This window comes from Pseudonocardia sp. ICBG601 (assembly GCF_020496245.1).
Genome location: NZ_JAHLJA010000066.1, coordinates 1 through 23,396 on the forward strand (window position 1 = coordinate 1; position 23,396 = coordinate 23,396).

Genomic DNA, 23,396 nt, shown 5'->3' on the forward strand with positions numbered 1-23,396 from the left:
CTCCGACCAGGGGAAACAGGCCAGGAACGACTCACTGCGGCGCAAAATACACTTTACCCTGCAGGCTAAGCTTGAGATTTATTTAGAAAAGTTCAGCAGCTCGCCGCTAACTGACACACCTGAACGCCTAGAGAGTAGTAGAATCCCACATGAAATATTTCGGACTTAAGCTCACAATTACCCTTATTTTGATCATTAGCACATTGTCAGGATTTCTAATAACCAAAGAGCTAGACAATAACGAAGTTTCTCTCGACAGCGCACTAGTAGAGATATTTGACGACCGAAATAATGTTGCATGGCCTCAGGTCGTAACAGTCTTAGAAGCTGTTGCTAGGCAATACCACGTCAATATTATTCGAGTTGATGAGAGCTTTTACAATGGGGATCGACTTCGTAATGTTCATGTCATGCCCAGTGAGGCCGGAGCAGAACAAGCGAAATGGGCACAAGACTATTTAGCGCCATTTGGGCAATCCCCTAAGGCGGACCTGGCCGTCAATCTTTTCGAGACAGAAAATGTCCTAGACCCTCGGGCTGGTTATCAAGTTATTGGGTCAGATGATGCAGCATCAGATCTAATGTCACGACTTGAAGAGTTAGGCTTGTTCGGCACGCAGAGCCCATCGCATCCACTATGGCTAGCGGTCATAAGCTACACGTTAAACTCAATAGAGTTATTCAGTTCATTACTCGCTGGACTGGCCGCTCTAACTGTGGGTTCGGTGCTACTTAATGTTAAAAGATATGCCATATGGCGCCTGCATGGAATAACACTACCGGGGATAGTCTATCGAGATATGCGCGTTTTAGCCAAGTTCTTAATACTTACTTTATTTTTGTTTGCAGTACTCAGCTCTGCATTTTTATTTTGGTATAATAAATGGAACCAGATTTACACATTTATTCGCCTTTCTGTATTTATTGGCGCATTAATATTTGCTGTTCAGATAACGGTCTACTGCATGGTGGTGGTCATTGCTAGCTCCGCCTCAGTGACAAGCGCTCTGAAAGGAAAAATTAACTTAAGTTGGGCAATAATAACGCTATACCCACTAAGGATTTGTACCATTTTACTCACTGTGACTGCTTTGCTTGGAGTATTCGATAGTTATACAGGAATGTCAAACAGAAATAGTGCTCTACCATACATTCCGGAGATGGAAGGATTAGCCAATATTACATTTTCTGGATACCGAACAGAGAAAGAGAGTAATCGCGACTTTGAAAAAACTGGAAAATGGCTGCGGGAATTAGACAATCAGGGCCGGATTATTATCGTAAAACGAGGACTTCTTGAGAATGGGCTTTCAGTATCGACTCCATCGGGCGGTACAGAAATAATTCACGTAAATGATACATTTCTAGCCAAGAATCCGATCTTCACTCAGGATAAAATCCGCATTGGCTCAACGCCAAAGGATACAATTAATGTAGTTATTCCCGAGCGTCTAGCCCCTCATACTGAGGAAATTTTAAATATGGTTTCAAAATGGTTTACTCCTGAAGCATTACCCGACGGGGTGCCTGTGCCACATATTCAACAGCTAGTGTCGGCAAATGGTCAAAATATATTTGCTTACGCTAGCAATAATAGCGACCTTGACAGTCCCGCCGCAAATCGGCCAATAATTCAAGATCCAGTAGTAATCGCGCTCCCCAATGGCTCGCCGTTAATCTTCGATGAAAGCTTGGCTGCACATGCTAGCTATAATGGCATAGTGCTGCTTTCGCGTGATATAATTTTTTCGAAAGAGAAAGGGCTCTTTACAGGCAATATTCTAGGGATGATCCCACTTCAGGGACTGCTTGGCGACAACTACCTAGCAGAAGTTAATCAATTCGTTTCCAGGGGAACAGCCCTAGGGCTGTCAATCGTGGCTTCACTTCTAGCTACAGCCACATACTACTTAACATATACGCGGAGAAGTAGCTCCACTATTCTCGTAGAACACATCCTTGGTCGAACTTTTTGGAGAACGCACTGGCGCATGCTTACTTGTGAAGTTGTTATTATCCCCCTAGGTATCTTGTCCTGGACATATCTAGACAACTTGAATCGGGGTCATAAAGTTGCCGAGTATCTCAACGCTAGTATTCCTCCACCCCCATCAGCTCTAGCTCCTGACTGGTGGCGGTTGATTCCCATGATGAGCACATCCGGAGTGATGACCGTACTGTTCATTGCACTTCTGTACGCTGCACATCGTCGCATGGTTGCAGCTAGAACCATCCCTTTATTTTATAGCAAGGAGTGGATTAGATAATGATTCGTGTTGAGGGTTTGAGAAAAGTTCTCGGCCCTAGGACCCTGTGGTCTGATTTTAGTATGTCTATTGATGACGGGTGCATCGCGGCAATTTCTGGATTGAGCGGCTCAGGCAAGACAACACTACTCAACTGTCTTGGCCTCCTTCAGCAGCCAACTAGCGGGCGAATTGTATACGGTGGTGAGATCGACGCGACTAAACTCGGATATCGAGCCAGACTAAAGTATCGACGCCACAACATTGGCTATCTACTGCAGACCCCTGCGCTAGTGGAGAACGAGACTGTATCGAAAAATCTTCGGTTGGTGCGCACCAGACGGCAAGGGGGTCTAAAATCCGAAGAGGAAGTCCTTGAACGTGTAGGTCTGGCGGGCATACAGAAGGAGAAAATCTACCACCTCAGCGGAGGAGAACAGCAACGGATAGCTCTCGCTCAGCTGCTAATAAAAAATCCTTCAATTGTACTCCTTGATGAACCAACATCAGCACTCGACAACGATAACACTCATATGGTTATCGACGTCATGAATGAACTCAGTGCGGGTGGCGCATCAATTATTGCGGCAACGCACAGCAATCAGATCCGGGCCTGCGCAGACATCGAATATGAAATGCCCCTCAATTCGCGAAATCATAGAATTTGATTTCAATACTGCCTCAGCAGTGCCAATACAATCACGGATTGATTACTTTTGGAGGGCGCGGGGAACTACGGGGCTTGAGACAGTGAGCCTTTTCAACCTGACGTTTGTGCTGGTCAGGTGGTTGTGATCATGAGGGTCTGGATCGCTGTGACGAGCTGGCCGGCTTGTGAGGGGCTGGAGCGAATCTTGCGGAGCGCGAGCACGAGCAGGGCCTGGCGGGCCGGGGTCAGTCGACGCCACCGGGTCCCGATCCGGCGACGGTGCCCGCGCAGCAGCCCGGCCAGGACACGAACCGTGCGGGTGGACATCCAGGGCCCCGGCAAAGTCGCTAGATGATCTTGTAGGTGGTCAGTGGTCGATGGGGGTCGCGGGCGTGGTGGCGGAGTGCTGCGGCGATGTTGCTGACGCCGTGCAGGCGTAGCGCGGTGATCGCGAGGTTCCGCAACGCCGACATGACCTGCGGGGCGTGACCGGTGTGGGCGGTGGCGCGGTCTTCGTCGAAGCAGACATCACGGACCCAGTGCAGGCGATTCTCGATCGACCAGTGCCCACGGATCCAGCGGGCGAGCAGTCCTGGATCGGCGTCGGTGCTGGTCAGGCTGGTGATCGCGTAGGCGGTCTCGGTTCTCCACTTCCCGCCAGGCCGCAGTGGGCGACGCCGGCGCACCAGCTTGATCGCCTGGGATGCGTGGGGGAAGAACTCTGCGCCCAGGTCGGGACAGGGGTGCAGGCTGACCACGCTGATCGTGCGGGTCTCGACGCGGCCGTGCCCACGCCCGCGTTGACGATCAGCGACGCCGATCTGGGTCCAGGGCAGCGCCCGTACCCGTGCCAGCAGCGTGGGCTGGTTCGCTTTGATCGTCATCAGGTAGTGCCCGCCGCGGCGGTGTAGGTAGTCGGCGTGGGCTCGCTGGGTGTGCAGAGCGTCCGCGGTGACCAGTACATCGTCGAGGTCGAGGGGGTCGAGCAGCGCGGTGAACGCGGTGATCTCGCTGCCCTTCTCTGCGACCTGAACCTGGCCGAGCACGCCACCGCTGGTCTGGTCGAGCACCGACACCAGACCTGACTTTGGTCACCCGAGCCTGGTTTCGCAGCTTGTACTGCGCTGAGCTGCGGTGATGTGTTTGCGCGGGAGCGGTGTGAGGCACTAATTCGGTGCTCTACGCTCGGTCAGGTGGCGTGGGTGAGGCGGGTACGGACGGCCTCCGGGGCGACCGCGGTCCAGATCGCCGAGTCCGTGCAGGGCCATCGACGGATCGTGGCCCATGTCGGGTCAGCGCACACCGAGGCCGAGCTGGGCCTGCTGGTCGAGCAGGCCCGTGGGCTGATCGACGACGCTGCACAGCAGGCCCTGGATCTGGGCGTCGCGCCGTCACCCCGGCGGGCCGAGCTGATCGCGCCCACCGCGGCCGGCGGTGCCACGCAGGAGGGGCTGTTCGGCCAGATGCCGCGGCGCGCCCCGAGCACCACAACCCGGCGGGTGGGTGCGCCGCAGGTGATCACGACCGGGTCGCGGGTGCTGTTCGACATCCTCGCCGAGGTCTACGCGGGCCTCGGGTTCGCAGAGGTCGCTGATGACACGTTCCGCGACCTGGTGATCGCCCGGATCGTCGAGCCCACGTCCATCCTGGACACCGGTCGGGTGCTGGCCGGTCTGGGCGTCACCGCGGCGAGCGAAAAGACGATGCGCCGCACCCTGCTGCGCTGCACCGGGCGCAGCTACCGCGACGAGATCGCGAGGGCCTGCTTCACCCACGCCCGTGGCAGTGGGGATGTGTCGTTGTGTCTCTACGACGTCACCACCCTCTACTTCGAGGCGGAGAAGGAGGACGACCTGCGCAAGGTCGGGTTCTCCAAGGAACGCCGGGTCGACCCGCAGGTCGTCGTCGGGCTGCTGGTCGATCGCGCAGGGTTCCCCCTCGAGATCGGCTGTTTCGAGGGCAACAAGACCGAGACCGCGACGATCCTGCCGATCATCGAGGCCTTCCGGGCCCGACACCAGCTGCCGGTCGAGCCGGGCGGGATGGTCGTGGTCGCCGACGCAGGGATGCTCTCGGCCGCGAACCTGCGCGACCTCGACGAGGCCGGCCTGCGGTTCATCGTCGGCTCCCGACTCACCAAGGCCCCGGTTGACCTGGAGTCGCACTTCCACTGGCACGGCGACGCCTTCGTCGACGGGCAGATCATCGACACCCTCACACCACGCGACCGCCGCACCGGGCGCAGCGAGAACAGCCCGAAGGTCAAGGCCGAGCCCGTCTGGAACCCCAACCAGCATCCGGGATCCTGGCGGGCGGTCTGGGCCTACTCCACGAAGCGGGCCGTCCGGGACCGGCGCACGTTGACCCTGCAGGAGAACCGGGCCCGCGAGGTCATCGCCGGCGAGAAGCCCGCGCGCACACCGCGGTTCGTCAAGGTCACCAACGGCTCCCGCGCCCTGGACGAGGCCTCCTTGGCTCGGGCATACCGGTTGGTCGGGTTGAAGGGCTACGTGACCAACATCCCGGCCGGCGGCGCAGCGGCCGGGGAGATCATCGGCGACTACCACGACCTCTGGCACGTCGAGCAGTCCTTCCGGATGAGCAAAACCGACCTACGCGCCCGCCCGATGTTCCACCACCAACGCCAGTCCATCGAAGCGCACCTGACCATCGTGTTCACCGCCCTCGCAGTCGCCCGCGAGATCCAGAACCGCACCGGGCTCACCATCCGCAACGTCGTCCGCCAGCTCCGACCACTGCGCTCGGCCACCATCGCCATCAACGGCACCCAGCAGACCTTCCCGCCCGCCGTCCCCGCCGACAAACAGGCCCTCCTCGACGCGCTCCGTCAGCCCGCGGCGAAGCACTAAGACAAGTGACCGAAGTCAGGACCAGTACATCGTCGAGGTCGAGGGGGTCGAGCAGCGCGGTGAACGCGGTGATCTCGCTGCCCTTCTCTGCGACCTGAACCTGGCCGAGCACGCCACCGCTGGTCTGGTCGAGCACCGACACCAGATGCGGGAGCCAGACCCTGCCGTCGGCGGCACGGACGCGGGCGCCGCGCAGGGTCTTGCCGTCCAAGGCCAGCACGCGGCGCTGTTCTCGCCGGGGTGTGCCCTCCGGGGCCGGCTGGGCGCTGAGCTGGGGCAACACCCAGGACTGCAACGCCGCCTCCAGCGCCGAGGCGTCGACCCGTTGCAGGACCCGGCGGATGGTCGACTCGTGCGGAGCGACCGCGCCCACCCCGAGCACGTCCAGCACGGCGCGGCCGACGTCATGGGCGTACTCGGCGATCGCGGTGAACGACCGGGCCCCCGCCAACACCGCGCACGCCCCCAGTAGCAACACCGCGAGGACACCGTGGCGGACACCGCGTGGTTTCCGCGGGTCCGGCACTCGCGACAGGGCCTCCACCAGCGACAACCCCGCCGCCTCACCGACCGGCGCGGCTCTCCCCGCGTCAGGACCGACCTCCAGGCCTTCCAGAGCAGCAACGATCGGAGACACTGACACTGCGGACACAGGCTTCCTGACGTGAGCAAGGATTCGACACCCTCATGATCACGCCAAGCCTGTGTCCGCACCCACCCCCACCCCCCAGGGCCCCGGCAAAGTCGCGATAGGCGGCGGTAGTCGCCCCACGCGGCCTTCTGATTGCCGCGCTGCACCTGCCCGGGACCAGCTATAGCGCCGAGCGGCGGCGCAGCTGCGCCGCTTGTCACGGCTCGCCACAAGATCATCTAACGACTTTGCCGGGGCCCTGGGTGGACATCGACATCCCGGATGGGTAGGACAACACGCGGGGCTCCTGGTCAGACGGTTACTCGACACCTATCCGTCTACCAGGAGCCCCACCCACCTCAGGGCAAGCCACGCGCCTCAAGCTCCTGACCAGCGAAAACAGGTCGGGAAAGGCTCAGTCGTCGTTATGCAAGAACCACAGACCTGGTACGGCGGTCCATGACCAGCAGGGCAGCAGGGTTCCGTCGATGATGTACTGCCGATCGGCACGAAGCTCCTCCGCCGTCGGAACGACACTCCGCAGTGCCTGCGCCAGCAACGGTGTCACCCCCGCGATCGCTCGACTGACCGTCGACTGCGACACCCCGTAGGTTTCCGCCAACTCCCACTGCACACGATTCCCGCGCAGATACGCCAACGTGATCACCACCGACCAGAACAATCCCAGAATCGGCGGCCAAGGCCGTCGCAGGCCAGTCGCGTTCCGCTGATCCTGCTCATGCACCAGAGCGGCAAGATCCTGAATCTCATCACGCCGAAAGCCAGTGGTATAGTACATACTGCGACAACCCGTTCATCTTGGATTGATTCGGCAAATTAATCTTCGCGATGGACGGGCTGTCGCCCAACCCGACACGCCGGGCTAAATCGTTATTTCACGGGCCCTGAATAAGCCTCTATGTCTCGGAGGCGAAGAAAGAAGGTTTCAGGTAAAGGGCTCAAGAGGAATTCTTTGGGATAGCGTTACTTTGTGCGCCTTGCCACACCTTGTGCACGCCATTAGTCTTCTTCGCACGGCTAGGCTAGCTTGGCTTAAAGTTAGTGGAGCCTACGAGAAGAGTTTGCCGTGCCTTTATCGTCGCCTGTTCGTCAGGCTGTGGTCGTAGCTACTGCTGCAGCTCTCGCTGTGGGAGTGGCCGTGTCAGCGGAGGCAGCGGACGTTGTGCCGCCTGCTGATCCTGTCCCGGTGGCTGATGCACCGCTCGTTCCCTCGCCTTTGGGCGAGCGTGTCTCGACGCCTGAGCCTGCGGCGTCAGTCCTAGGGGAGCCTTTTGAGACTGTTGCCCCCGAGTCTGAGTTGTCATCGCCTGACGGTAGCGAGATTGCAGCCAGCGACTCGGAGGCTCTCACATATCTGCTGAATTGTCGGCCAGGGCTGTGGGCTGACACGCCCCACATTTCAAGTGATGGCTCCGGGCAGCTATCCAGTCACGGAACCTGGACATCAGGGAGGTGTCGCGATAAGCGCGGAACAATTGCTATCCACCTCCAGGCCTATTTCAGTGATCACATCTGGAGGTCGCGGGGGATTATGGGGTTTGCAACAGTTCGCCCCGGAGGTGGAGGAGGCAAGCGTGCGACCGCACGAGTTCACTGCATGGCCCCTAAGCGGGTTTCCTGGAAGGCATGGGCAGTCATTCACACCCCGAGTGGTGGCACAGCCTCTAAGTACTCTAATGGAACCACACTTAGCTGCGCAGATGGCTGATGCAGGCAACTTTAGCGCTGTAAAGATAGGCAACTTTATCGTCCACGTATACTATAGGGGTGGCTCTCCACCCGAAACAGTATTCGTAGAAATAGTTGAATACGCACGCACTGAAGATTTGCGCACCATTCAAGTCAGGAAGCATGGCTGGGCTCAATCAGTAGGGCGTCAATCAATGGCACTGGAGTTAATGGAACTAAAGCAGGGCGCCATAAACCATCTATTACCTGACGATACAGAGAAGACCGGAGAAGCTCAAGCATGGGAAATGATTCAGCGCAGACTAAGGCAGCATGACATTGACGTTACAGTTGAGGAATTAAAGAAGATCCCAGTTGTTGTCAATATTGATAAAGAGCTGAAAAGTTTAATCGTTAAATTTCGGGCCGGCTGACAGGGTTGTTAGTGCATGAGGCGAGGCGGGAGAAGTTGTGTTGGAGTGCTCAGTTGGTGACGCGCTTAATTATTCTAGCAACGGATAATTAACCTCATATGTCCACTGAAGTTCAAACATTGATTGTTCAAGTCTCTTATGCTGGTGGTGTTCCAGGCTGGACGCTGCACTTTGTTATCGTCGAATACGCAAGGATTGGAGATTATCGCACGATACAAGTTCGGAAGCATGGTTGGTCGCAAACTACTGGTGGCAAATCATCTAGTGCTGCGCTCTCATCTTTGACCAGGCTGGAACTGCGAGAGGACGCTATCGATTTTCTTTTGCCTGATGATGCAGAAAGGACGGGGGAGGCTCAAGACTGGGAAACGATTCGCCAGAAGCTTAAGCGATATGGTGTTGATGTTTCCGTTGAACGATTGAGGGAGGTTCCAGTTCTGGTTGAGATTGACGCGGATCTGCAGGAAAAAATCGCTGACGGCTAGTTATTATGCTATTATTCAGTGAATTTACTGAAACAAGTTCCTCTACTGTCTGAGGGTGCCTCGTCCCAGGTGTCCCAGGATGGCTTTGAACTGGGGAAGGACCCTGGGACTGTCCTAGGTTCGCAACCTAGGACAGTCCCAGGGGCACGCGATCTGGCGTCGGTCGCGTCGATGTGTGTAGCCCCTTCAGAGGGGCGCTGTGGGGACTGCGATATGTCCGAGTGTTGAGTTTGTCCTGAGCACCGCTTCAAGAGATGACCTCCCGAGGATCTTCTTTCAGGCGCGACCGGTTCCTTTTGGTGCGGTGCGTGCGAGGCGGTCGACAGCGGTGCGGTATCGGGTGTTGTGTCGATAGAGGGCGAGCATTGCTCGCATGCGGTCTTGGGGGTCGGCTCGGTCGTCTAGTTCTGCGGTTTTGAGCGTGCGGTAGTCCTCGTCGTGGAGGTAGAGCCCGATCCGGCGTGCAACCTTGGCGGAGGGTGGCGCGAGAACCTGTGCGCGTGACGGTCGCTCCTGAGCGGGCGTCTCGGTGGGTGCTGTAGTAGCCGCTGCGGGCTTCTCGGCGGTCGTGCGGGTGGAGCGCTTCCGCGTGGGCTTCGGCGCCTCCTTGGCATTCTCAGGCGGCGGTGCGGGGGTGTCGGGGTCAATAGCCTGTGGGCGCTGCATCTGCTCGCGGAGTCGGTTCTTTGCGGTCATTAGGGTTCCCCTGTCTTGTGAGTTGAACGGCGGCGCATGAGGTCGCGCAGCAGGAAGCCGCGCAGGATGTCGGCGAGGGCGGTGATTTCCGGGTCGCGCCGGTCGCCGAGCCGCCAGCCCACTTGAAACGCCTCGTCGACAGCGGCGCGACGTGGCAGCTCGGCACGCACTTGGTCGCCGAACTGCGTGATGGCCTCTTCCCGGATGACGGCCTGCACGTTGATCCGGATGTCGAATCCGGTCAATACGACACCGGCCCACCGGAGCCGGTGCGACCGCTGGATCTTCTCGACCCGGTCCCGGGCCTCTCCTGCTTTGCGGATGGCGTCGGTGGTAGCGGTGATCGGGGCGTAGGCCACGTCTGCGGCGTACATCGCGCACGTGGTGAGCGCGCCAGTCCGACCACCGGTGTCGTAGAGCACGAGATCCCAACGGCGCCCGAACCCGGCCGCCTCGGCGATGTCACGCAACAGCCAGAGGTCCGGGATCGCCACCTGCGCGATTCCGGTCAGCGACGCGCCTGCCGGGAGTAGGTCCACGCCCGGCCAGCGGGTCGGGATGATTTCCGAGTCGATGCGGGCGGCACCCTTCTCCGCGTTGGACTCGCCGGAGGTCACCCCGGCGTCGGTGAGCACTCCGGCGAGCCCCGGGACGTGTGCGGGAGCGTCGAACCGGTTGGACAGGTTGCGCTCGGGGTCGACGTCGACCAGCAGTACCCGTAATCCTTCGCGGGACGCCTCGCCAGCTATGAGCGTCTGCCACAGGGTCTTAGCGGTGCCCCCTTTGCCGGACAGGACAACCACTGACGTAGCCATAGTCCCAGCGTAGCGAGTGTGCGATCACGTGACCACCCCATAGTTGAGTAATCGCGTGGCCGTGTGATCGCGTGATCGCACACGCCTTACCAGGTATGACGTTCCCGTTCCTGTAAGTCGCTACCACTGTCGGCGTGCGTGGCCTGGTGGTCAGTTGTGGAACTCGATGCGGTCGACATCGCGGAACCGCACGTCAGCGCCGTATCGGTTGCGTACCGCATCATTGATCGCCTCCACGGCATCGTGTCGCGCTGCGCGTGCGGCAGCCTGTGCGTGGTCACGGCCGTAGGTGCGCAGCCCCGAGTACGCTTCGGCGATGGCGCGCTGGTTCGCCGCGTTCGGGGGCCGGTCTTCGGCCAGCCACGCGCGCAGGGTGCGTCCGGACGGGTTGAGCCCGGCACGGTCGGCCAGCTCAGACCCGCGCGCGGTGCCGGTCAGGGCCCGGAGTTGAGCGTGCCAGCCGGTCGCGGTGTAGCTGGTGGCCTCACCCTGCGCGGCGCGGGCGTTCGCTTGCTTCACCGCCGACAGTGCCGCGCCGGCCCGGTCCAGGTTAAGCCGGTCGAGCCGCACCGCTGCCCGCTGGGTCTCGACCCCGGCCCACTCCACGCGAGCGCCATAGACGGTCATCCGCTCCGGTATCTGCTCCTCCCCCGCCTGATACGCCCTCCAGGCATGCTCAAACGCCGCTTCTAGCGCAGCTTCCTCTGCATCGGTGTAAGGAGTCGCCGGGCCTGTGTTCTTGCTGGCCATCAGGTTTCCCGGGTCTCGCGCGCCTTTGCCTTGAAGCTGCCGAGCGCGACGCCGTCCGGGTCGATCTGAAGGGGAGCGCGGCCTCCGGGTCGCGGGGTGGTGGTCACGACCTCGAGGGCGTCGGCCGGGATCACCAGCTCGTCCACGTTCGCCAGCGCGACCGGAGCGAGCTCCGGTGCGAGCTTGCGGCAGTCGTCCGCCCACCGCCACAGAGTCGCCGACGCCTGCGCCTGGATCGTGTGCGTCCAGTCCGGGCGTTGCGCTGCGGCGCGCCACTCGCGGGTGTTCCCGCTGGTTGGGGTGCCCAGCATCAGGGACAACGCCTGCCCGAACGCGGTCTTGACTGCCGCGTACTGGTCCGAGTCGCGACCGTAAGTCGTGATCGCCTCCTTGCGGAGCGCGTTGACGTAGCCGGTCCAGTCCGAGAGCCGCACACCGGCGGCGGTGTAGGAATCGAGGACCGTCAGGTCAGCCCAGCGGCCTTCCTCGGCAAGATCCCGCAGCAACGCCGCGGTGGGTGTCGGCACCCACAGCTCAGTGGCCTTGCCGTGCCCGGCCAGCGGATGGGGCAGCTCGCCTCGCTCGGTCCACGGATGGACCTGGACCTGCCAGTAGCCTGCGCGCTGTGAGTCGAACTCGCATTCGCCGGTGTGCTCCAACCTGCCGTGTGCCACGAGCACCGACGACGCAGCTGCGACGAACGCGCCGGAGCGGTCCAGGGACACGACCTCCCCGGAGAACGGGCGCTCCCAGGCCCACGAGCTGATCACATGTGCAGCCCAGGTAATCCCGGGCAGCGGCGGGCGCCAGAACGGCTTGCGGAGTCGACCCTCGGCATCCTTGCGGCGCGGCGCGAACTCCTCTTCAAGGGCTCGCAGCACACGCAGCGGGGCGCAGTCGGAGAGTGCGGCTGTGTCAGCTGTCAGCCGCGCGGTCTGTTCCTGTCGCCGTTTCTGCGCGAACGTGCGCGCCGACGAGTCACGATGCGGGCCCGACCGCGCGGCGGGTCGCTCGGGCAACACGGCCGAAGTCGGGGCCTGGTCGTTGTCGGCAGGGTCCTGCCCAGGAGGAAGCGACGGCACCGGGGTGCGGTCACCGTCACCGCGGGGGCAGCCGTCCGGGGTGGCGTGCCGGGCGGTGCCGCACCGCGATCGGATCAACGTGGGGTGCCCGCACAGGACACAGGGTTCCTCCTCGCCCTCGTCGAGGACCACTCCGAACCCACAGGCGGGCCCGGGGACCGGGCAGGTCTCACACTCGGTGACCGATGGTGTGAGGGCCTGCGTCGGGGGGGGCTGCGGCGCGACGGGGGGCGGGTTTGAGACGTACGGTTCTGGACCCCCGACGGCGGCTTTGACTGGTACCAGGTAGCCCTCGACCTCGCCGAGGTGCTCGATGCGCCACATCCCGATCTTGTCGCGGGTCTTCCCCGCTCGGCGGACGGTGATCTTCTCGCCCGCCCATCTACCTTCGCGGTTGGTCAGCCACCGCCCCAGGCTCTTCGCGATGACACCGACGCCGAGGCGCCCGCGCACGACCCTCTCGCCCAGTTCGGCGGGGAGCGCGTCGAGCGGGATCGGCCTCCGTACGGCGTTCGCCTGGTCGAACTCGGTGTTCCCGATGTGGTGATCCTCGGAGACCAGCGTCAGCAGCTCCTTGACCGTCCAGGATCGTTCCCCGAACTGCTGGTGAACGGCTTCGAGGAAGTCTCGCCATTCCTCGTCGTCGTCTCCGACGGTGATCCGCTGCGAGTCGGCGCCGTCGAACGTGCCGGGGATGCCCGCGTGCCCCAAGATCCCGTCCACGGTCTCGATCCACGCCCGGTAGGAGTCCGCTCCGGCCTTGCGGCGCAGAGGCCGCCCGGCGACCACCCACGCCCTGATCAGCGTGAGCAGGGCCCCGATCAGCTCGCCGCGGTGTTGTGCGACCCAGCTCTTCAGGTCGGTGATCGTGAAGTCGTTCCGCTTCTCGGGGTGCGGGACGCCGGGGTCGATGGTGATCTGCACGGTGCGCCGGACGAGGTCTCCGCCGAGTGACATGTTGTTCCCGGTGACCACCCAGGTGCGATCGTTCTTCGCGGTCACTGTCTCGGTCGCGCCGAGTCGCCGATCCGACCAGACCGGCGAGGTGAGCAGCCCGGCAAGAATCGGGGACTTCAGCGTCCCGGACACGTTGTCGAACTCGACCACGGGCGCGGTCGTGGTGTCCAGGATCGTGGTGATGGACTTGCGCCACTCGTCCGAGTCGGTGGGGGTGTCCGCGCGGAACACTCCCCCGTGCAGTGTCCGCATGATGTCGGACAGCAGCGACTTCCCCGACCCCGGCGACGGAGCACCGATCGCGGCCAGCTTGTAGGGCGGCGGGCAGATCTCCCGCAGCAGCGGGGTCAGCAGCATCCCGAGGTAGTTGGCGTGGTCGTCCTCGGACTTGAACGCGAAGTCGTCGAGCATCTGTGAGAGCAGCCCGACCGCTGCACGGACATCGGCGCCGGTCGGTTCCTGCGGGACCGGCGGCACGGTCAGCCCGTCCGGCGGCAGGAAGATCAGCCGGGTCTCGGGGTCGTAGCCCGGCTGGTCGATGATCGTGCCGTCCCGGCGCGGCGTCGGCACGTGGGTCACACCGCGCAGTGGGCGTAGCGACCGCATGTAGTCCAGGGAGTCCACCGCCCGCTGTGCCGCCTCCAGCGGGAACAGCGTGTCGACCTCGCGCGGTAGGCCGTCCTTGGCGTAGCGGATCTCGCGGCACGAGTGCGTCTGATCGACCAGCGCGGCGACCTGGCGGGCGGTCACACGCCGGACCTGCGCGGGCCCGTCATCGTCGTCCGGGTCGCGGGGCGGCACGTGCCCGTCCTCACCGACGCGAGGGGTGTGCACGACGTCGTGGCCGCGCCGGAACACCCCCGACAGCGGCCCGGCCCCCATCGAGGCGGTGAGCCACTGCAAGGACCCGGCAGGGGACTCGATCACCAGCTCCGGCCGCTCCGGGTCCCGCGAGACCCGCCGCCCGGGCTCGGCCCCTCTGGCGCTGCCGGACGTGCGGCGCCGACGCGTCGGCGACTTCTTCTCAGTGCTAGCAGCCGATGCCGCTTTGCTCGTGGCCTTCCCGCTCACCGGGCCCACCGCCGCGGGCCGGTAGTAGAAACACACCTAGTTTGCGTCGCCTGGCCTGGCGTCGGCCTGTACAGTCGCACGCGCGACCTCCTACGAGGAAGTTCGGTCGAGCACCCCCCGACGCGCCGCAAAACGAGACGGGGGGTCCTCGCATGTTCAGGGTCGGTTAGGCGCTGAGGTCCAACTGCTCCCCGTGGTCGGGCACAGGGAAGCCATGAGCCTTGGCCACCAGTCGGATCAGATACTCGTTGAGGCTGAGTCCGAGCGCGGTCGCGCGCTCCTCGTAGAGGGCCCGGTGCTCGGCTGGCCAGTGCACCTTGCAGGGGTTGCGTGGCCCCCAACGTGGCGTTGGTCCATATGACATGAGCCATTCCTACCGGAACACGACTCTGAGTCGGGGCAGACGCGCCGACGACGTCGGATCGTGTGTTCATCAGTTCCGCCTCCTGCCTGTCCAGGACCACGGCCCCGGCAGGTCGACACGCTGGCGATCCGCGCGGCTGTTCCAGGACCAGGGTCCGAGCCGCACGGTCACCGATGTGATCCGCCACCGGAGCCATCCGGTGGACGCGGCATTGATCACGAGGGGGGCGAGCGGGAGGCGTTTGCGGCCGTGCACGCCCATCAGAACGGCCCCTCCTCGTCGTCCTGCCCCTCGTCGCCGCCCTGCGCCTTCTCGGTCTGGGTCGGTCGGGTTCTGCGATCGGCGGTCTCCCCGGTGCGCGGGTCGACCGGCCCCGCGCCGCCGTTCCTACCGCGCTTGGTGATGACGACGGTGGCGAACTGGGTCGAGGCGCCGACCTCGTCGGCCTGCATCTCGATCACGGTGCGCTTGTCGCCTTCCCGGGTCTCGAACGAGCGCTGCACGAGTCGGCCGCGCACTATCAGTCGGTCTCCCTTGCGTGCGGACTCGGCGAGGTTTTCCGCGGGATCGCGCCACAGAATGCAGCGCAGAAACAGTGGGTCACCATCGCGCCATTCACCGGTCTGCCGGTCGAATGTGCGTGGATTCGATGCGACGGTGAAGTTCGCGACCGCAGTACCGGACTCGGTGAATCGCAGCTCGGGGTCGGCCGTGAGGTGCCCGATGATGGTGGTGATGGTCTCTCCGGACATTCCGATCAGTTTCCTTTCCTGGCAAGGTTCTGAAGGGCTGACTTCCTGGTTTTCTTGTTGTGTCGGTCAGGCTACTTCGGCGGGCTGGTTGGAGGCTTCCTGTTCCCACATGGCACCCCACGCGTCAAGGCTCTGAGTGGTCCATGTGGGAGACCGTCCCACCCGTTGTGTGTTCGGGATCTCGCGGGCCTGTCGCCGCTTCCTGAAGGTTTCCGGATGAATGCCCAGGTAGGCGGCCGCGTCCACGTTTCCCGTCACCCACTCCGTGCCGCGCTGCGTCGATTCCTCGGCGGCCGACGTGCCCGGTTCCCACTTCCCACTCCCGTCGGTTGGCCCAGTGACAGCGGCCTCGTTCGCCGTGTCATGGGAAGTAGTTGTGGCCCACTGCTTGATTTCGTCGTCGGTGGCCCAAATGTTCTGAACCCACGTCTCGGATTCGCCGTCGGAATAGATCCAGCGACCCCGTTCCGGGCGTGACCGTGGCACCGGAAACGTTCCGACGAGACGCATCCAGTGCTGCCGCCGGAATCCCGCGAGCCCGCGGAACCCGAGGCTCGTGATCAGTCCGATTCCACCGGTGATCTGGTGGTCGATTCGTTGTCCGGCGAGCACGATGTGAACGCGGAACGCCGCACCTTGCCACATGATCGCGGCGATGTCGTCCCACACTGGCGGGTGCGCCGGGTCGCCCTTCTCCTTGATCTGGCGCCACAACTGCATGGACTGAGCCGAGAACTGTGACAGTTCGTCGATCAGGAGCAGGTGGAAGGGAAATTCGAGGGTCGGGTCGTCGGCCCGCTCGTTGCATCGCCGATCCATGAGTTCCTTGACGCGACGGATGCCGTTCCACATCGCCGCGATATCGGCCGGGTCGTTGTGCAGGTGGAACCGGGGAACTCCGAGCAGGGACTTGAAGGATTCCCGCTTGACGTCGATTCCGGTGGCCTCCGCAGCGGGGTCCTGGTGCAGGATTTGAGCCGCCGACAGGGACAGGAACGTGCTCTTTCCGCGCCGGGACCCGACCTCGAATCCCCAGTGCGGGTCATCGGTGAGGAAGCTCCCGTGGAACGGCTTGCGCTGCCGATCGAGGCCGATCAGGATCTCGCCGGGCTTGCACGCCTCGACCTTATCCCTCACCGACCCGAACGGCACCACCCGCGGGCACTGCGCGACCCGCACGAAGTCGACCGTGAACGGGTGCTTGGTCGTGCGCCAGCGCGCCTCCACCTCGAACGGCAGCCGAGCATTGGCGAGCGCAGTCACCGCCTTCTTCTGCTCCGCCGTGCCCTGGAAATGATCCGGCAGTTGCAGCGTGGCGACGATCTTCTCGGTGGTCATGCCACCTCCTCGTCGTCCTGGTCGTCGTCCGCGCGGACGCTGCGCAGGCTCGCGCGGGGCAGGGACAGGTTGACGTCGCGAGGCGACATCTGAAGCAGCGGCGCGACCGCGACCCGGAACGGGCGCAGCAAGGTGCGCTCGTGCTTCGCCTCGCGCACACGGGAGTCGATCGTGACGATCGACCACCACAGCGTCACCGCCACAATCACGCCCGCCGTCAGCGTGACGAGGGTCTGCACGGACGAATCGAAGAAGCGCCAGCCCGTCACCCACGCCCATGCGCACGCACTCGCGACGCACAAGCACGCGCACCGGATCACCGCACGCTTCCACTCCGGCAGGTAGTCCCATGCACCCGGGGTGCGACCGTTCGGACTCAGCTTCCGCATCCCGGCATTTCGCCATTCGGCATCGGTCTTACGTGCGCGGTCACCGCGCATCGGTCGCCCGGTCAGGAACCGGAAGACCAGCTTGAGCAACCCCGTGACGATGACGATGAGAACGATGAGACCGTGGTCCTTCCCGCCCATCCGCACTCCCTCGCCGCGGGTCGCGCCCGCCCAAAGCCCACTACCCATGATCATGCACACCTTTGTCGTGTCAGCTTGCGATCGGTAGATCCGTACAACGGTTGCGGCGCCGTATAGCGCGGCGTTCCTGCTCGTCCAGCCCACCCCAGACACCCCACTTCTCCCCGATGATGAGTGCGTGCTCACGGCACACGCTGAGAACCGGGCACCCCTCACATACTCGCTTTGCGCGCGCAACCTGTCGGGTGTGCGCAGGCGAATCAGGTTCAGCGGTGGGGTAATGCGTGTCGTAGGGCACGCTGCGGCAGGCAGCGCCGTGCCACGAGTCCCGGCTGTCACTCATGCGGAACACCTCCTGACAGGTCGTGCGCAAGCACGGTCAAATCGATGCGCACGCAGATCGACAAGTGAACTGGCGACAATCTCCAACCCCGAACCAGCGAGAACGGCGGCATGGGCGGCAGCAGTCGGGTCGGTCTGCGTGATGCCCGCCTGGTGCTGGACGACGCGGATCGAGTCGTTGAGCACCAGGCGTAGGTCGTCGGCGTGGCGCCCGCACATCGCGGCCACGTCCTCCGGGGCCTCGTGTGCGGGAGTCGGGTCAACGGCGACCAGGCGCGGGCGGAAATCGACGTCGAGGCTCATCGGGTCGCCTCCTGTCGTGTGGAGCACTGGACGTTGCTGCATCGGTTGTTCAGGACGCGGCACGAGCGCCGGCCGCACCATTCGATCCCGTTGCGGGTCGTGTTCTTGCCCCGCTTCCCGGGCCGGGCGGTCTTGGTCTCAGTGGTGGACCAGCACCCACACTTCAGGAGGGACTTCCGGCAGGCTATGCAGCGCGGCATCAGGAACCGCCCCCGTGGCCGTGGTTGACGGTGGACGTCGTCACCGAATTGACCGAGGAGAAGAAGTCACCGGTCGCCTGCGGGAGCCCTTCGCCCATCGGGGTCGTGATGAACAGGACGATGGCTCCGAGGAGCATGAACGCGCCGATCCCACCCGCTCCGCCCCGAAGACAAGCGACTCCGGCGAGGATTAGCACCACAAGGATGATTCCGACTGACCCGGACATGATCACTGCTCCTTTTCGTTGTTGGTCAGCTCGCGATCCGCGGACTCGTCCCGCTCGGTGCGCGGGCCGGGGATCTCGAACAGGGGCTCCGGTTCGGCCCCGCTCTCCGCGAGTCGGGCCACGACCCGGTCCCGACCGCAGAGCTGGTCAAAGCGCGTCTTCGTCACCCGCATCTGCCCGGCCCTCCTAGCCCGCGATCCGGAGGTCCGGCGGGGTCTTCGCGCGGTCGCGCCGGACCGTGTCCGTGACCTGCGACGGCGCGACCTCCACACCGCGCGCGGCGAGCCATCGGGTGATCTCCCGCGGCGACTGGTCCGGCGCCTCGGTGAGCGCGCGGCGGATCGCGTCAGACTTGCGCAGAGATGCCCACTCGTCCGCCTCGTCGCTGGCCGCGTCGGCGGCCGTCGCCTCAACCGCCGCGGCGATGGGTGACCCGAGGTCCCCGCCGAGGGGCACGCCCCAGGGGGAGGGCTGGTCGAGGGCCCGGAGCGCGCCCGCGTGCCGGACGGCGGCCAGCTCGTCGAGCATACGGGCCCGCATCGTCTCGTCGTGCGCCACGTGGGAGGCGCGCAGCGCGCGAGCCAGACGAGCGCGGCGCCACGGCGTGCTGCGCCCGGCCAGCGCCAGGCGGGCCGCGCGGCGGGCAGCCCGATCTCGAGTACGGGCCAACGCGGTCCGGCCGTCGTCCGCGAGCCCGATCCTGGACAGGGCCCGCTCCCGCAGCTCCGCCGCGACCCGGGCCCACGTACCGGTCACAGCCGGCCGATGGGCGCGCAGCTCCAGCCCAAGGGCGAGATGCAGGCACATGACGCCGAGCACGGGCCCCAGAGCCACCCTCAGCGCCCCGCCGACCGGGCCGGAGAGCCACACCGCACCGACCGCGAGCACCGCGCAGATCGTCCAGGCCAGCCAGCGCGCCGGGCCCGCATGACCGGTACGGCGGACCTCCGCCCGCATCGCCACCCCGCATGCCACAAGAGCGACCTCAGCGACGAGGAACAGCGCCGCGCGCTCCCACGTCTCCGTGACGCCGAGCAGGCCGAATGCTCGCCAGCTCGTATCCGCTGACACGGCCAGCGACATGGCGGCGACGGCGTAGAAGCCGCGCGACCCCTTGACTTCGCCCATCTTCGGGCTCCCTTCATCTACGTAAGCAACCGGGGCAACCGGGGCACGACAGTACGCAGACCAGGGCGACCGGGGCAACAGGGTTAACCGGGGCAACACCCAATTGGAGCAATCGGGGCAACCGGGGCGACTGCTGCATCGACGTGCCATCATTGGGGAATGACAGAGCGCGAAACGCTGCTGGTCGGCACTTGGGCAGCCGCGCGCGCGATCGGTGTCGACCCGAAAACGCTGCGCCGCTGGGCCGACGCCGGACTAGTCACTCCCGCGGACGAGACACTGGGTGGGCACCTGCGCTGGAACGTGACCGACCTGCGCATGCAGGTTCAGCGAATCAAGGCCGAACGCCGCGCGTACCGGAGGGCTCATGACTAGGGACGATCCGCTGAACCCAGCGGGCAGCTCGACAGGTGTCAGCGGGCATGGATCAGGCATCAGCGGGCATCAGCGGGCCTAGCACCCAACCCAGACTCCGTGAGCACGTGACAGGTGCAGAGTGAGGCCAGGGGCAGGGCCCCGGCAAAGTCGTGATGGGTGGGTCCTGAGCTGCGGTGACGTGGGGGGTGGGGGTGGGTGCGGACACAGGCTTGGCGTGATCATGAGGGTGTCGAATCCTTGCTCACGTCAGGAAGCCTGTGTCCGCAGTGTCAGTGTCTCCGATCGTTGCTGCTCTGGAAGGCCTGGAGGTCGGTCCTGACGCGGGGAGAGCCGCGCCGGTCGGTGAGGCGGCGGGGTTGTCGCTGGTGGAGGCCCTGTCGCGAGTGCCGGACCCGCGGAAACCACGCGGTGTCCGCCACGGTGTCCTCGCGGTGTTGCTACTGGGGGCGTGCGCGGTGTTGGCGGGGGCCCGGTCGTTCACCGCGATCGCCGAGTACGCCCATGACGTCGGCCGCGCGCGTGCTGACGTGCTCGGGTGGGCGCGGTCGCTCCGCACGAGTCGACCATCCGCCGGGTCCTGCAACGGGTCGACGCCTCGGCGCTGGAGGCGGCGTTGCAGTCCTGGGTGTTGCCCCAGCTCAGCGCCCAGCCGGCCCCGGAGGGCACACCCCGGCGAGAACAGCGCCGCGTGCTGGCCTTGGACGGCAAGACCCTGCGCGGCGCCCGCGTCCGTGCCGCCGACGGCAGGGTCTGGCTCCCGCATCTGGTGTCGGTGCTCGACCAGACCAGCGGTGGCGTGCTCGGCCAGGTTCAGGTCGCAGAGGAAGGGCAGCGAGATCACCGCGTTCACCGCGCTGCTCGACCCCCTCGACCTCGACGATGTACTGGTCCTGACTTCGGTCACTTGTCTTAGTGCTTCGCCGCGGGCTGACGGAGCGCGTCGAGGAGGGCCTGTTTGTCGGCGGGGACGGCGGGCGGGAAGGTCTGCTGGGTGCCGTTGATGGCGATGGTGGCCGAGCGCAGTGGTCGGAGCTGGCGGACGACGTTGCGGATGGTGAGCCCGGTGCGGTTCTGGATCTCGCGGGCGACTGCGAGGGCGGTGAACACGATGGTCAGGTGCGCTTCGATGGACTGGCGTTGGTGGTGGAACATCGGGCGGGCGCGTAGGTCGGTTTTGCTCATCCGGAAGACTGCTCGACGTGCCAGAGGTCGTGGTAGTCGCCGATGATCTCCCCGGCCGCTGCGCCGCCGGCCGGGATGTTGGTCACGTAGCCCTTCAACCCGACCAACCGGTATGCCCGAGCCAAGGAGGCCTCGTCCAGGGCGCGGGAGCCGTTGGTGACCTTGACGAACCGCGGTGTGCGCGCGGGCTTCTCGCCGGCGATGACCTCGCGGGCCCGGTTCTCCTGCAGGGTCAACGTGCGCCGGTCCCGGACGGCCCGCTTCGTGGAGTAGGCCCAGACCGCCCGCCAGGATCCCGGATGCTGGTTGGGGTTCCAGACGGGCTCGGCCTTGACCTTCGGGCTGTTCTCGCTGCGCCCGGTGCGGCGGTCGCGTGGTGTGAGGGTGTCGATGATCTGCCCGTCGACGAAGGCGTCGCCGTGCCAGTGGAAGTGCGACTCCAGGTCAACCGGGGCCTTGGTGAGTCGGGAGCCGACGATGAACCGCAGGCCGGCCTCGTCGAGGTCGCGCAGGTTCGCGGCCGAGAGCATCCCTGCGTCGGCGACCACGACCATCCCGCCCGGCTCGACCGGCAGCTGGTGTCGGGCCCGGAAGGCCTCGATGATCGGCAGGATCGTCGCGGTCTCGGTCTTGTTGCCCTCGAAACAGCCGATCTCGAGGGGAACCCTGCGCGATCGACCAGCAGCCCGACGACGACCTGCGGGTCGACCCGGCGTTCCTTGGAGAACCCGACCTTGCGCAGGTCGTCCTCCTTCTCCGCCTCGAAGTAGAGGGTGGTGACGTCGTAGAGACACAACGACACATCCCCACTGCCACGGGCGTGGGTGAAGCAGGCCCTCGCGATCTCGTCGCGGTAGCTGCGCCCGGTGCAGCGCAGCAGGGTGCGGCGCATCGTCTTTTCGCTCGCCGCGGTGACGCCCAGACCGGCCAGCACCCGACCGGTGTCCAGGATGGACGTGGGCTCGACGATCCGGGCGATCACCAGGTCGCGGAACGTGTCATCAGCGACCTCTGCGAACCCGAGGCCCGCGTAGACCTCGGCGAGGATGTCGAACAGCACCCGCGACCCGGTCGTGATCACCTGCGGCGCACCCACCCGCCGGGTTGTGGTGCTCGGGGCGCGCCGCGGCATCTGGCCGAACAGCCCCTCCTGCGTGGCACCGCCGGCCGCGGTGGGCGCGATCAGCTCGGCCCGCCGGGGTGACGGCGCGACGCCCAGATCCAGGGCCTGCTGTGCAGCGTCGTCGATCAGCCCACGGGCCTGCTCGACCAGCAGGCCCAGCTCGGCCTCGGTGTGCGCTGACCCGACATGGGCCACGATCCGTCGATGGCCCTGCACGGACTCGGCGATCTGGACCGCGGTCGCCCCGGAGGCCGTCCGTACCCGCCTCACCCACGCCACCTGACCGAGCGTAGAGCACCGAATTAGTGCCTCACACCGCTCCCGCGCAAACACATCACCGCAGCTCAGCGCAGTACAAGCTGCGAAACCAGGCTCGGGTGACCAAAGTCAGGTCTGGTGTCGGTGCTCGACCAGACCAGCGGTGGCGTGCTCGGCCAGGTTCAGGTCGCAGAGAAGGGCAGCGAGATCACCGCGTTCACCGCGCTGCTCGACCCCCTCGACCTCGACGATGTACTGGTCACCGCGGACGCTCTGCACACCCAGCGAGCCCACGCCGACTACCTACACCGCCGCGGCGGGCACTACCTGATGACGATCAAAGCGAACCAGCCCACGCTGCTGGCACGGGTACGGGCGCTGCCCTGGACCCAGATCGGCGTCGCTGATCGTCAACGCGGGCGTGGCACGGCCCGGCCGCGTCGAGACCCGCACGATCAGCGTGGTCAGCCTGCACCCCTGTCCCGACCTGGGCGCAGAGTTCTTCCCCCACGCATCCCAGGCGATCAAGCTGGTGCGCCGGCGTCGCCCACTGCGGCCTGGCGGGAAGTGGAGAACCGAGACCGCCTACGCGATCACCAGCCTGACCAGCACCGACGCCGATCCAGGACTGCTCGCCCGCCTGGATCCGTGGGCACTGGTCGATCGAGAATCGCCTGCACTGGGTCCGTGATGTCTGCTTCGACGAAGACCGCGCCACCGCCCACACCGGTCACGCCCCGCAGGTCATGTCGGCGTTGCGGAACCTCGCGATCACCGCGCTACGCCTGCACGGCGTCAGCAACATCGCCGCAGCACTCCGCCACCACGCCCGCGACCCCCATCGACCACTGACCACCTACAAGATCATCTAGCGACTTTGCCGGGGCCCTGGATGC

The 23,396-nt window shown here is 64.3% G+C and carries 24 protein-coding genes and 3 pseudogenes; 11 read left to right on the plus strand and 16 right to left on the minus strand.

The features are described from left to right. Positions 1-149: 149 nt before the first annotated feature. Positions 150-2,267: a hypothetical protein gene (locus KPL57_RS20435; RefSeq protein WP_226352797.1), complete on the plus strand. Its 2,118-nt coding sequence runs from the start codon at positions 150-152 to the stop codon at positions 2,265-2,267. Between the two features lie 62 nt (positions 2,268-2,329). Next, a complete protein-coding gene (locus KPL57_RS20440; RefSeq protein ID WP_226352798.1) occupies positions 2,330-2,914 on the plus strand; it encodes an ATP-binding cassette domain-containing protein in 585 nt (194 codons plus the stop codon). 113 nt (positions 2,915-3,027) lie between these two features. Here KPL57_RS20440 and KPL57_RS72410 read toward each other — a convergent pair whose 3' ends face one another. Together KPL57_RS72410 and KPL57_RS20450 are read right to left on the minus strand one after the other, a co-directional pair. Beyond that, positions 3,028-3,222, minus strand: coding sequence for a hypothetical protein (locus KPL57_RS72410; RefSeq protein ID WP_374203755.1), 195 nt, complete (start codon positions 3,220-3,222; stop codon positions 3,028-3,030). A gap of 20 nt (positions 3,223-3,242) precedes the next feature. Beyond that, positions 3,243-3,971, minus strand: coding sequence for an ISAs1 family transposase (locus tag KPL57_RS20450; protein ID WP_226352799.1), 729 nt, complete (start codon positions 3,969-3,971; stop codon positions 3,243-3,245). Positions 3,972-4,088: 117 nt separating this feature from the next. Between KPL57_RS20450 and KPL57_RS20455 the strand changes: the two genes are divergently transcribed. Continuing rightward, positions 4,089-5,765, plus strand: coding sequence for an IS1634 family transposase (locus KPL57_RS20455; protein ID WP_226350710.1), 1,677 nt, complete (start codon positions 4,089-4,091; stop codon positions 5,763-5,765). Here KPL57_RS20455 and KPL57_RS20460 read toward each other — a convergent pair. Together KPL57_RS20460 and KPL57_RS20465 are read right to left on the minus strand one after the other, a co-directional pair. After that, positions 5,674-6,402, minus strand: coding sequence for an ISAs1 family transposase (locus KPL57_RS20460; RefSeq protein ID WP_226352800.1), 729 nt, complete (start codon positions 6,400-6,402; stop codon positions 5,674-5,676). The two genes, KPL57_RS20455 and KPL57_RS20460, sit on opposite strands and share 92 nt — an antisense overlap. Before the next feature lie 409 nt (positions 6,403-6,811). Next, on the minus strand, positions 6,812-7,195 hold the full coding sequence (locus tag KPL57_RS20465) for a transposase family protein (RefSeq protein ID WP_226352801.1): 384 nt from the start codon (positions 7,193-7,195) through the stop codon (positions 6,812-6,814). A 922-nt stretch (positions 7,196-8,117) separates the two neighbouring features. Here KPL57_RS20465 and KPL57_RS20470 point away from each other — a divergent pair. Together KPL57_RS20470 and KPL57_RS20475 are read left to right on the plus strand one after the other, a co-directional pair. Further along, positions 8,118-8,519, plus strand: coding sequence for a hypothetical protein (locus KPL57_RS20470; RefSeq protein ID WP_226352802.1), 402 nt, complete (start codon positions 8,118-8,120; stop codon positions 8,517-8,519). A gap of 98 nt (positions 8,520-8,617) precedes the next feature. Further along, positions 8,618-9,004 (plus strand): hypothetical protein, encoded by a 387-nt coding sequence (locus tag KPL57_RS20475; RefSeq protein ID WP_226352803.1) that lies wholly within the window; start codon positions 8,618-8,620, stop codon positions 9,002-9,004. A gap of 695 nt (positions 9,005-9,699) precedes the next feature. Here KPL57_RS20475 and KPL57_RS20480 read toward each other — a convergent pair. From KPL57_RS20480 to KPL57_RS20530, 11 genes are all read right to left on the minus strand, one after another. Beyond that, positions 9,700-10,503 carry a ParA family protein gene (locus KPL57_RS20480; RefSeq protein ID WP_308252949.1) on the minus strand — a complete coding sequence of 268 codons (804 nt, stop codon included), beginning with the start codon at positions 10,501-10,503 and terminating at the stop codon, positions 9,700-9,702. A gap of 162 nt (positions 10,504-10,665) precedes the next feature. Next, positions 10,666-11,265, minus strand: a complete 600-nt coding sequence (locus KPL57_RS20485) for a hypothetical protein (protein ID WP_226352805.1) — start codon at positions 11,263-11,265, stop codon at positions 10,666-10,668. Continuing rightward, positions 11,265-14,231 carry a hypothetical protein gene (locus KPL57_RS20490; protein ID WP_226352806.1) on the minus strand — a complete coding sequence of 989 codons (2,967 nt, stop codon included), beginning with the start codon at positions 14,229-14,231 and terminating at the stop codon, positions 11,265-11,267. The genes KPL57_RS20485 and KPL57_RS20490 overlap by 1 nt, the downstream gene beginning before the upstream one ends. A gap of 768 nt (positions 14,232-14,999) precedes the next feature. Next, the gene (gene ssb / locus KPL57_RS20495; protein ID WP_226352807.1) at positions 15,000-15,491 is read right to left on the minus strand and encodes a single-stranded DNA-binding protein; all 492 of its coding nucleotides are present in this window, start codon (positions 15,489-15,491) and stop codon (positions 15,000-15,002) included. A 66-nt stretch (positions 15,492-15,557) separates the two neighbouring features. Then, complete coding sequence (locus KPL57_RS20500) at positions 15,558-16,829, minus strand: hypothetical protein (RefSeq protein ID WP_226352808.1); 1,272 nt, start codon at positions 16,827-16,829, stop codon at positions 15,558-15,560. After that, a complete protein-coding gene (locus KPL57_RS20505; RefSeq protein WP_226352809.1) occupies positions 16,826-17,359 on the minus strand; it encodes a hypothetical protein in 534 nt (177 codons plus the stop codon). The genes KPL57_RS20500 and KPL57_RS20505 overlap by 4 nt, the downstream gene beginning before the upstream one ends. A gap of 70 nt (positions 17,360-17,429) precedes the next feature. Further along, positions 17,430-17,702 carry a WhiB family transcriptional regulator gene (locus KPL57_RS20510; RefSeq protein WP_226352810.1) on the minus strand — a complete coding sequence of 91 codons (273 nt, stop codon included), beginning with the start codon at positions 17,700-17,702 and terminating at the stop codon, positions 17,430-17,432. Continuing rightward, positions 17,699-18,004 carry a hypothetical protein gene (locus tag KPL57_RS20515; protein ID WP_226352811.1) on the minus strand — a complete coding sequence of 102 codons (306 nt, stop codon included), beginning with the start codon at positions 18,002-18,004 and terminating at the stop codon, positions 17,699-17,701. The genes KPL57_RS20510 and KPL57_RS20515 overlap by 4 nt, the downstream gene beginning before the upstream one ends. A gap of 199 nt (positions 18,005-18,203) precedes the next feature. Continuing rightward, entirely contained in the window at positions 18,204-18,431 is a 228-nt protein-coding gene (locus KPL57_RS20520) for a hypothetical protein (RefSeq protein WP_226352812.1), read from the minus strand. Positions 18,432-18,433: 2 nt separating this feature from the next. Continuing rightward, positions 18,434-18,604 carry a hypothetical protein gene (locus KPL57_RS20525; protein ID WP_226352813.1) on the minus strand — a complete coding sequence of 57 codons (171 nt, stop codon included), beginning with the start codon at positions 18,602-18,604 and terminating at the stop codon, positions 18,434-18,436. 13 nt (positions 18,605-18,617) lie between these two features. Further along, positions 18,618-19,559: a hypothetical protein gene (locus KPL57_RS20530; RefSeq protein ID WP_226352814.1), complete on the minus strand. Its 942-nt coding sequence runs from the start codon at positions 19,557-19,559 to the stop codon at positions 18,618-18,620. Positions 19,560-19,718: 159 nt separating this feature from the next. Between KPL57_RS20530 and KPL57_RS20535 the strand changes: the two genes are divergently transcribed. From KPL57_RS20535 to KPL57_RS20545, 3 genes and pseudogenes are all read left to right on the plus strand, one after another. Next, positions 19,719-19,934, plus strand: a complete 216-nt coding sequence (locus KPL57_RS20535; protein ID WP_226352815.1) for a MerR family DNA-binding transcriptional regulator — start codon at positions 19,719-19,721, stop codon at positions 19,932-19,934. Positions 19,935-20,302: 368 nt separating this feature from the next. Continuing rightward, positions 20,303-20,452 (plus strand): annotated as a pseudogene (locus KPL57_RS72415) (transposase family protein); the annotation flags it as partial. A 20-nt stretch (positions 20,453-20,472) separates the two neighbouring features. Next, complete coding sequence (locus KPL57_RS20545; RefSeq protein ID WP_226352817.1) at positions 20,473-20,850, plus strand: hypothetical protein; 378 nt, start codon at positions 20,473-20,475, stop codon at positions 20,848-20,850. On the opposite strand, the pseudogene KPL57_RS20550 reads toward KPL57_RS20545, so the two are convergent. After that, a pseudogene (locus KPL57_RS20550) lies at positions 20,847-22,521 on the minus strand (IS1634 family transposase). The gene KPL57_RS20545 and the pseudogene KPL57_RS20550 sit on opposite strands and share 4 nt — an antisense overlap. A gap of 147 nt (positions 22,522-22,668) precedes the next feature. Here KPL57_RS20550 and KPL57_RS72420 point away from each other — a divergent pair. From KPL57_RS72420 to KPL57_RS72430, 3 genes and pseudogenes are all read left to right on the plus strand, one after another. Next, positions 22,669-22,908 (plus strand): annotated as a pseudogene (locus KPL57_RS72420) (ISAs1 family transposase); the annotation flags it as partial. A 13-nt stretch (positions 22,909-22,921) separates the two neighbouring features. After that, entirely contained in the window at positions 22,922-23,191 is a 270-nt protein-coding gene (locus KPL57_RS72425) for a hypothetical protein (RefSeq protein ID WP_374203756.1), read from the plus strand. A gap of 55 nt (positions 23,192-23,246) precedes the next feature. Then, positions 23,247-23,372 carry a hypothetical protein gene (locus tag KPL57_RS72430; RefSeq protein WP_374203757.1) on the plus strand — a complete coding sequence of 42 codons (126 nt, stop codon included), beginning with the start codon at positions 23,247-23,249 and terminating at the stop codon, positions 23,370-23,372. The last annotated feature ends 24 nt before the right edge of the window (positions 23,373-23,396 follow it).

Bases quoted from the DNA above. Each gene is read 5' to 3' on its own strand.
- KPL57_RS20440 (WP_226352798.1), top strand. From the start codon at position 2,330: ATGTCTATTGATGACGGGTGCATCGCGGCAATTTCTGGATTGAGCGGC.
- KPL57_RS20435 (WP_226352797.1), top strand. From the start codon at position 150: ATGAAATATTTCGGACTTAAGCTCACAATTACCCTTATTTTGATCATT.
- KPL57_RS20535 (WP_226352815.1), top strand. From the start codon at position 19,719: ATGACAGAGCGCGAAACGCTGCTGGTCGGCACTTGGGCAGCCGCGCGC.
- KPL57_RS20515 (WP_226352811.1), bottom strand. From the start codon at position 18,004: ATGAGCCTCGACGTCGATTTCCGCCCGCGCCTGGTCGCCGTTGACCCG.
- ssb (WP_226352807.1), bottom strand. From the start codon at position 15,491: ATGTCCGGAGAGACCATCACCACCATCATCGGGCACCTCACGGCCGAC.
- KPL57_RS20500 (WP_226352808.1), bottom strand. From the start codon at position 16,829: ATGACCACCGAGAAGATCGTCGCCACGCTGCAACTGCCGGATCATTTC.
- KPL57_RS20530 (WP_226352814.1), bottom strand. From the start codon at position 19,559: ATGGGCGAAGTCAAGGGGTCGCGCGGCTTCTACGCCGTCGCCGCCATG.
- KPL57_RS20470 (WP_226352802.1), top strand. From the start codon at position 8,118: ATGGCTGATGCAGGCAACTTTAGCGCTGTAAAGATAGGCAACTTTATC.
- KPL57_RS72410 (WP_374203755.1), bottom strand. From the start codon at position 3,222: ATGTCCACCCGCACGGTTCGTGTCCTGGCCGGGCTGCTGCGCGGGCAC.
- KPL57_RS20520 (WP_226352812.1), bottom strand. From the start codon at position 18,431: ATGTCCGGGTCAGTCGGAATCATCCTTGTGGTGCTAATCCTCGCCGGA.
- KPL57_RS20505 (WP_226352809.1), bottom strand. From the start codon at position 17,359: ATGGGCGGGAAGGACCACGGTCTCATCGTTCTCATCGTCATCGTCACG.
- KPL57_RS72430 (WP_374203757.1), top strand. From the start codon at position 23,247: ATGTCGGCGTTGCGGAACCTCGCGATCACCGCGCTACGCCTGCACGGC.
- KPL57_RS20465 (WP_226352801.1), bottom strand. From the start codon at position 7,195: ATGTACTATACCACTGGCTTTCGGCGTGATGAGATTCAGGATCTTGCC.
- KPL57_RS20475 (WP_226352803.1), top strand. From the start codon at position 8,618: ATGTCCACTGAAGTTCAAACATTGATTGTTCAAGTCTCTTATGCTGGT.
- KPL57_RS20510 (WP_226352810.1), bottom strand. From the start codon at position 17,702: ATGAGTGACAGCCGGGACTCGTGGCACGGCGCTGCCTGCCGCAGCGTG.
- KPL57_RS20525 (WP_226352813.1), bottom strand. From the start codon at position 18,604: ATGCGGGTGACGAAGACGCGCTTTGACCAGCTCTGCGGTCGGGACCGG.
- KPL57_RS20485 (WP_226352805.1), bottom strand. From the start codon at position 11,265: ATGGCCAGCAAGAACACAGGCCCGGCGACTCCTTACACCGATGCAGAG.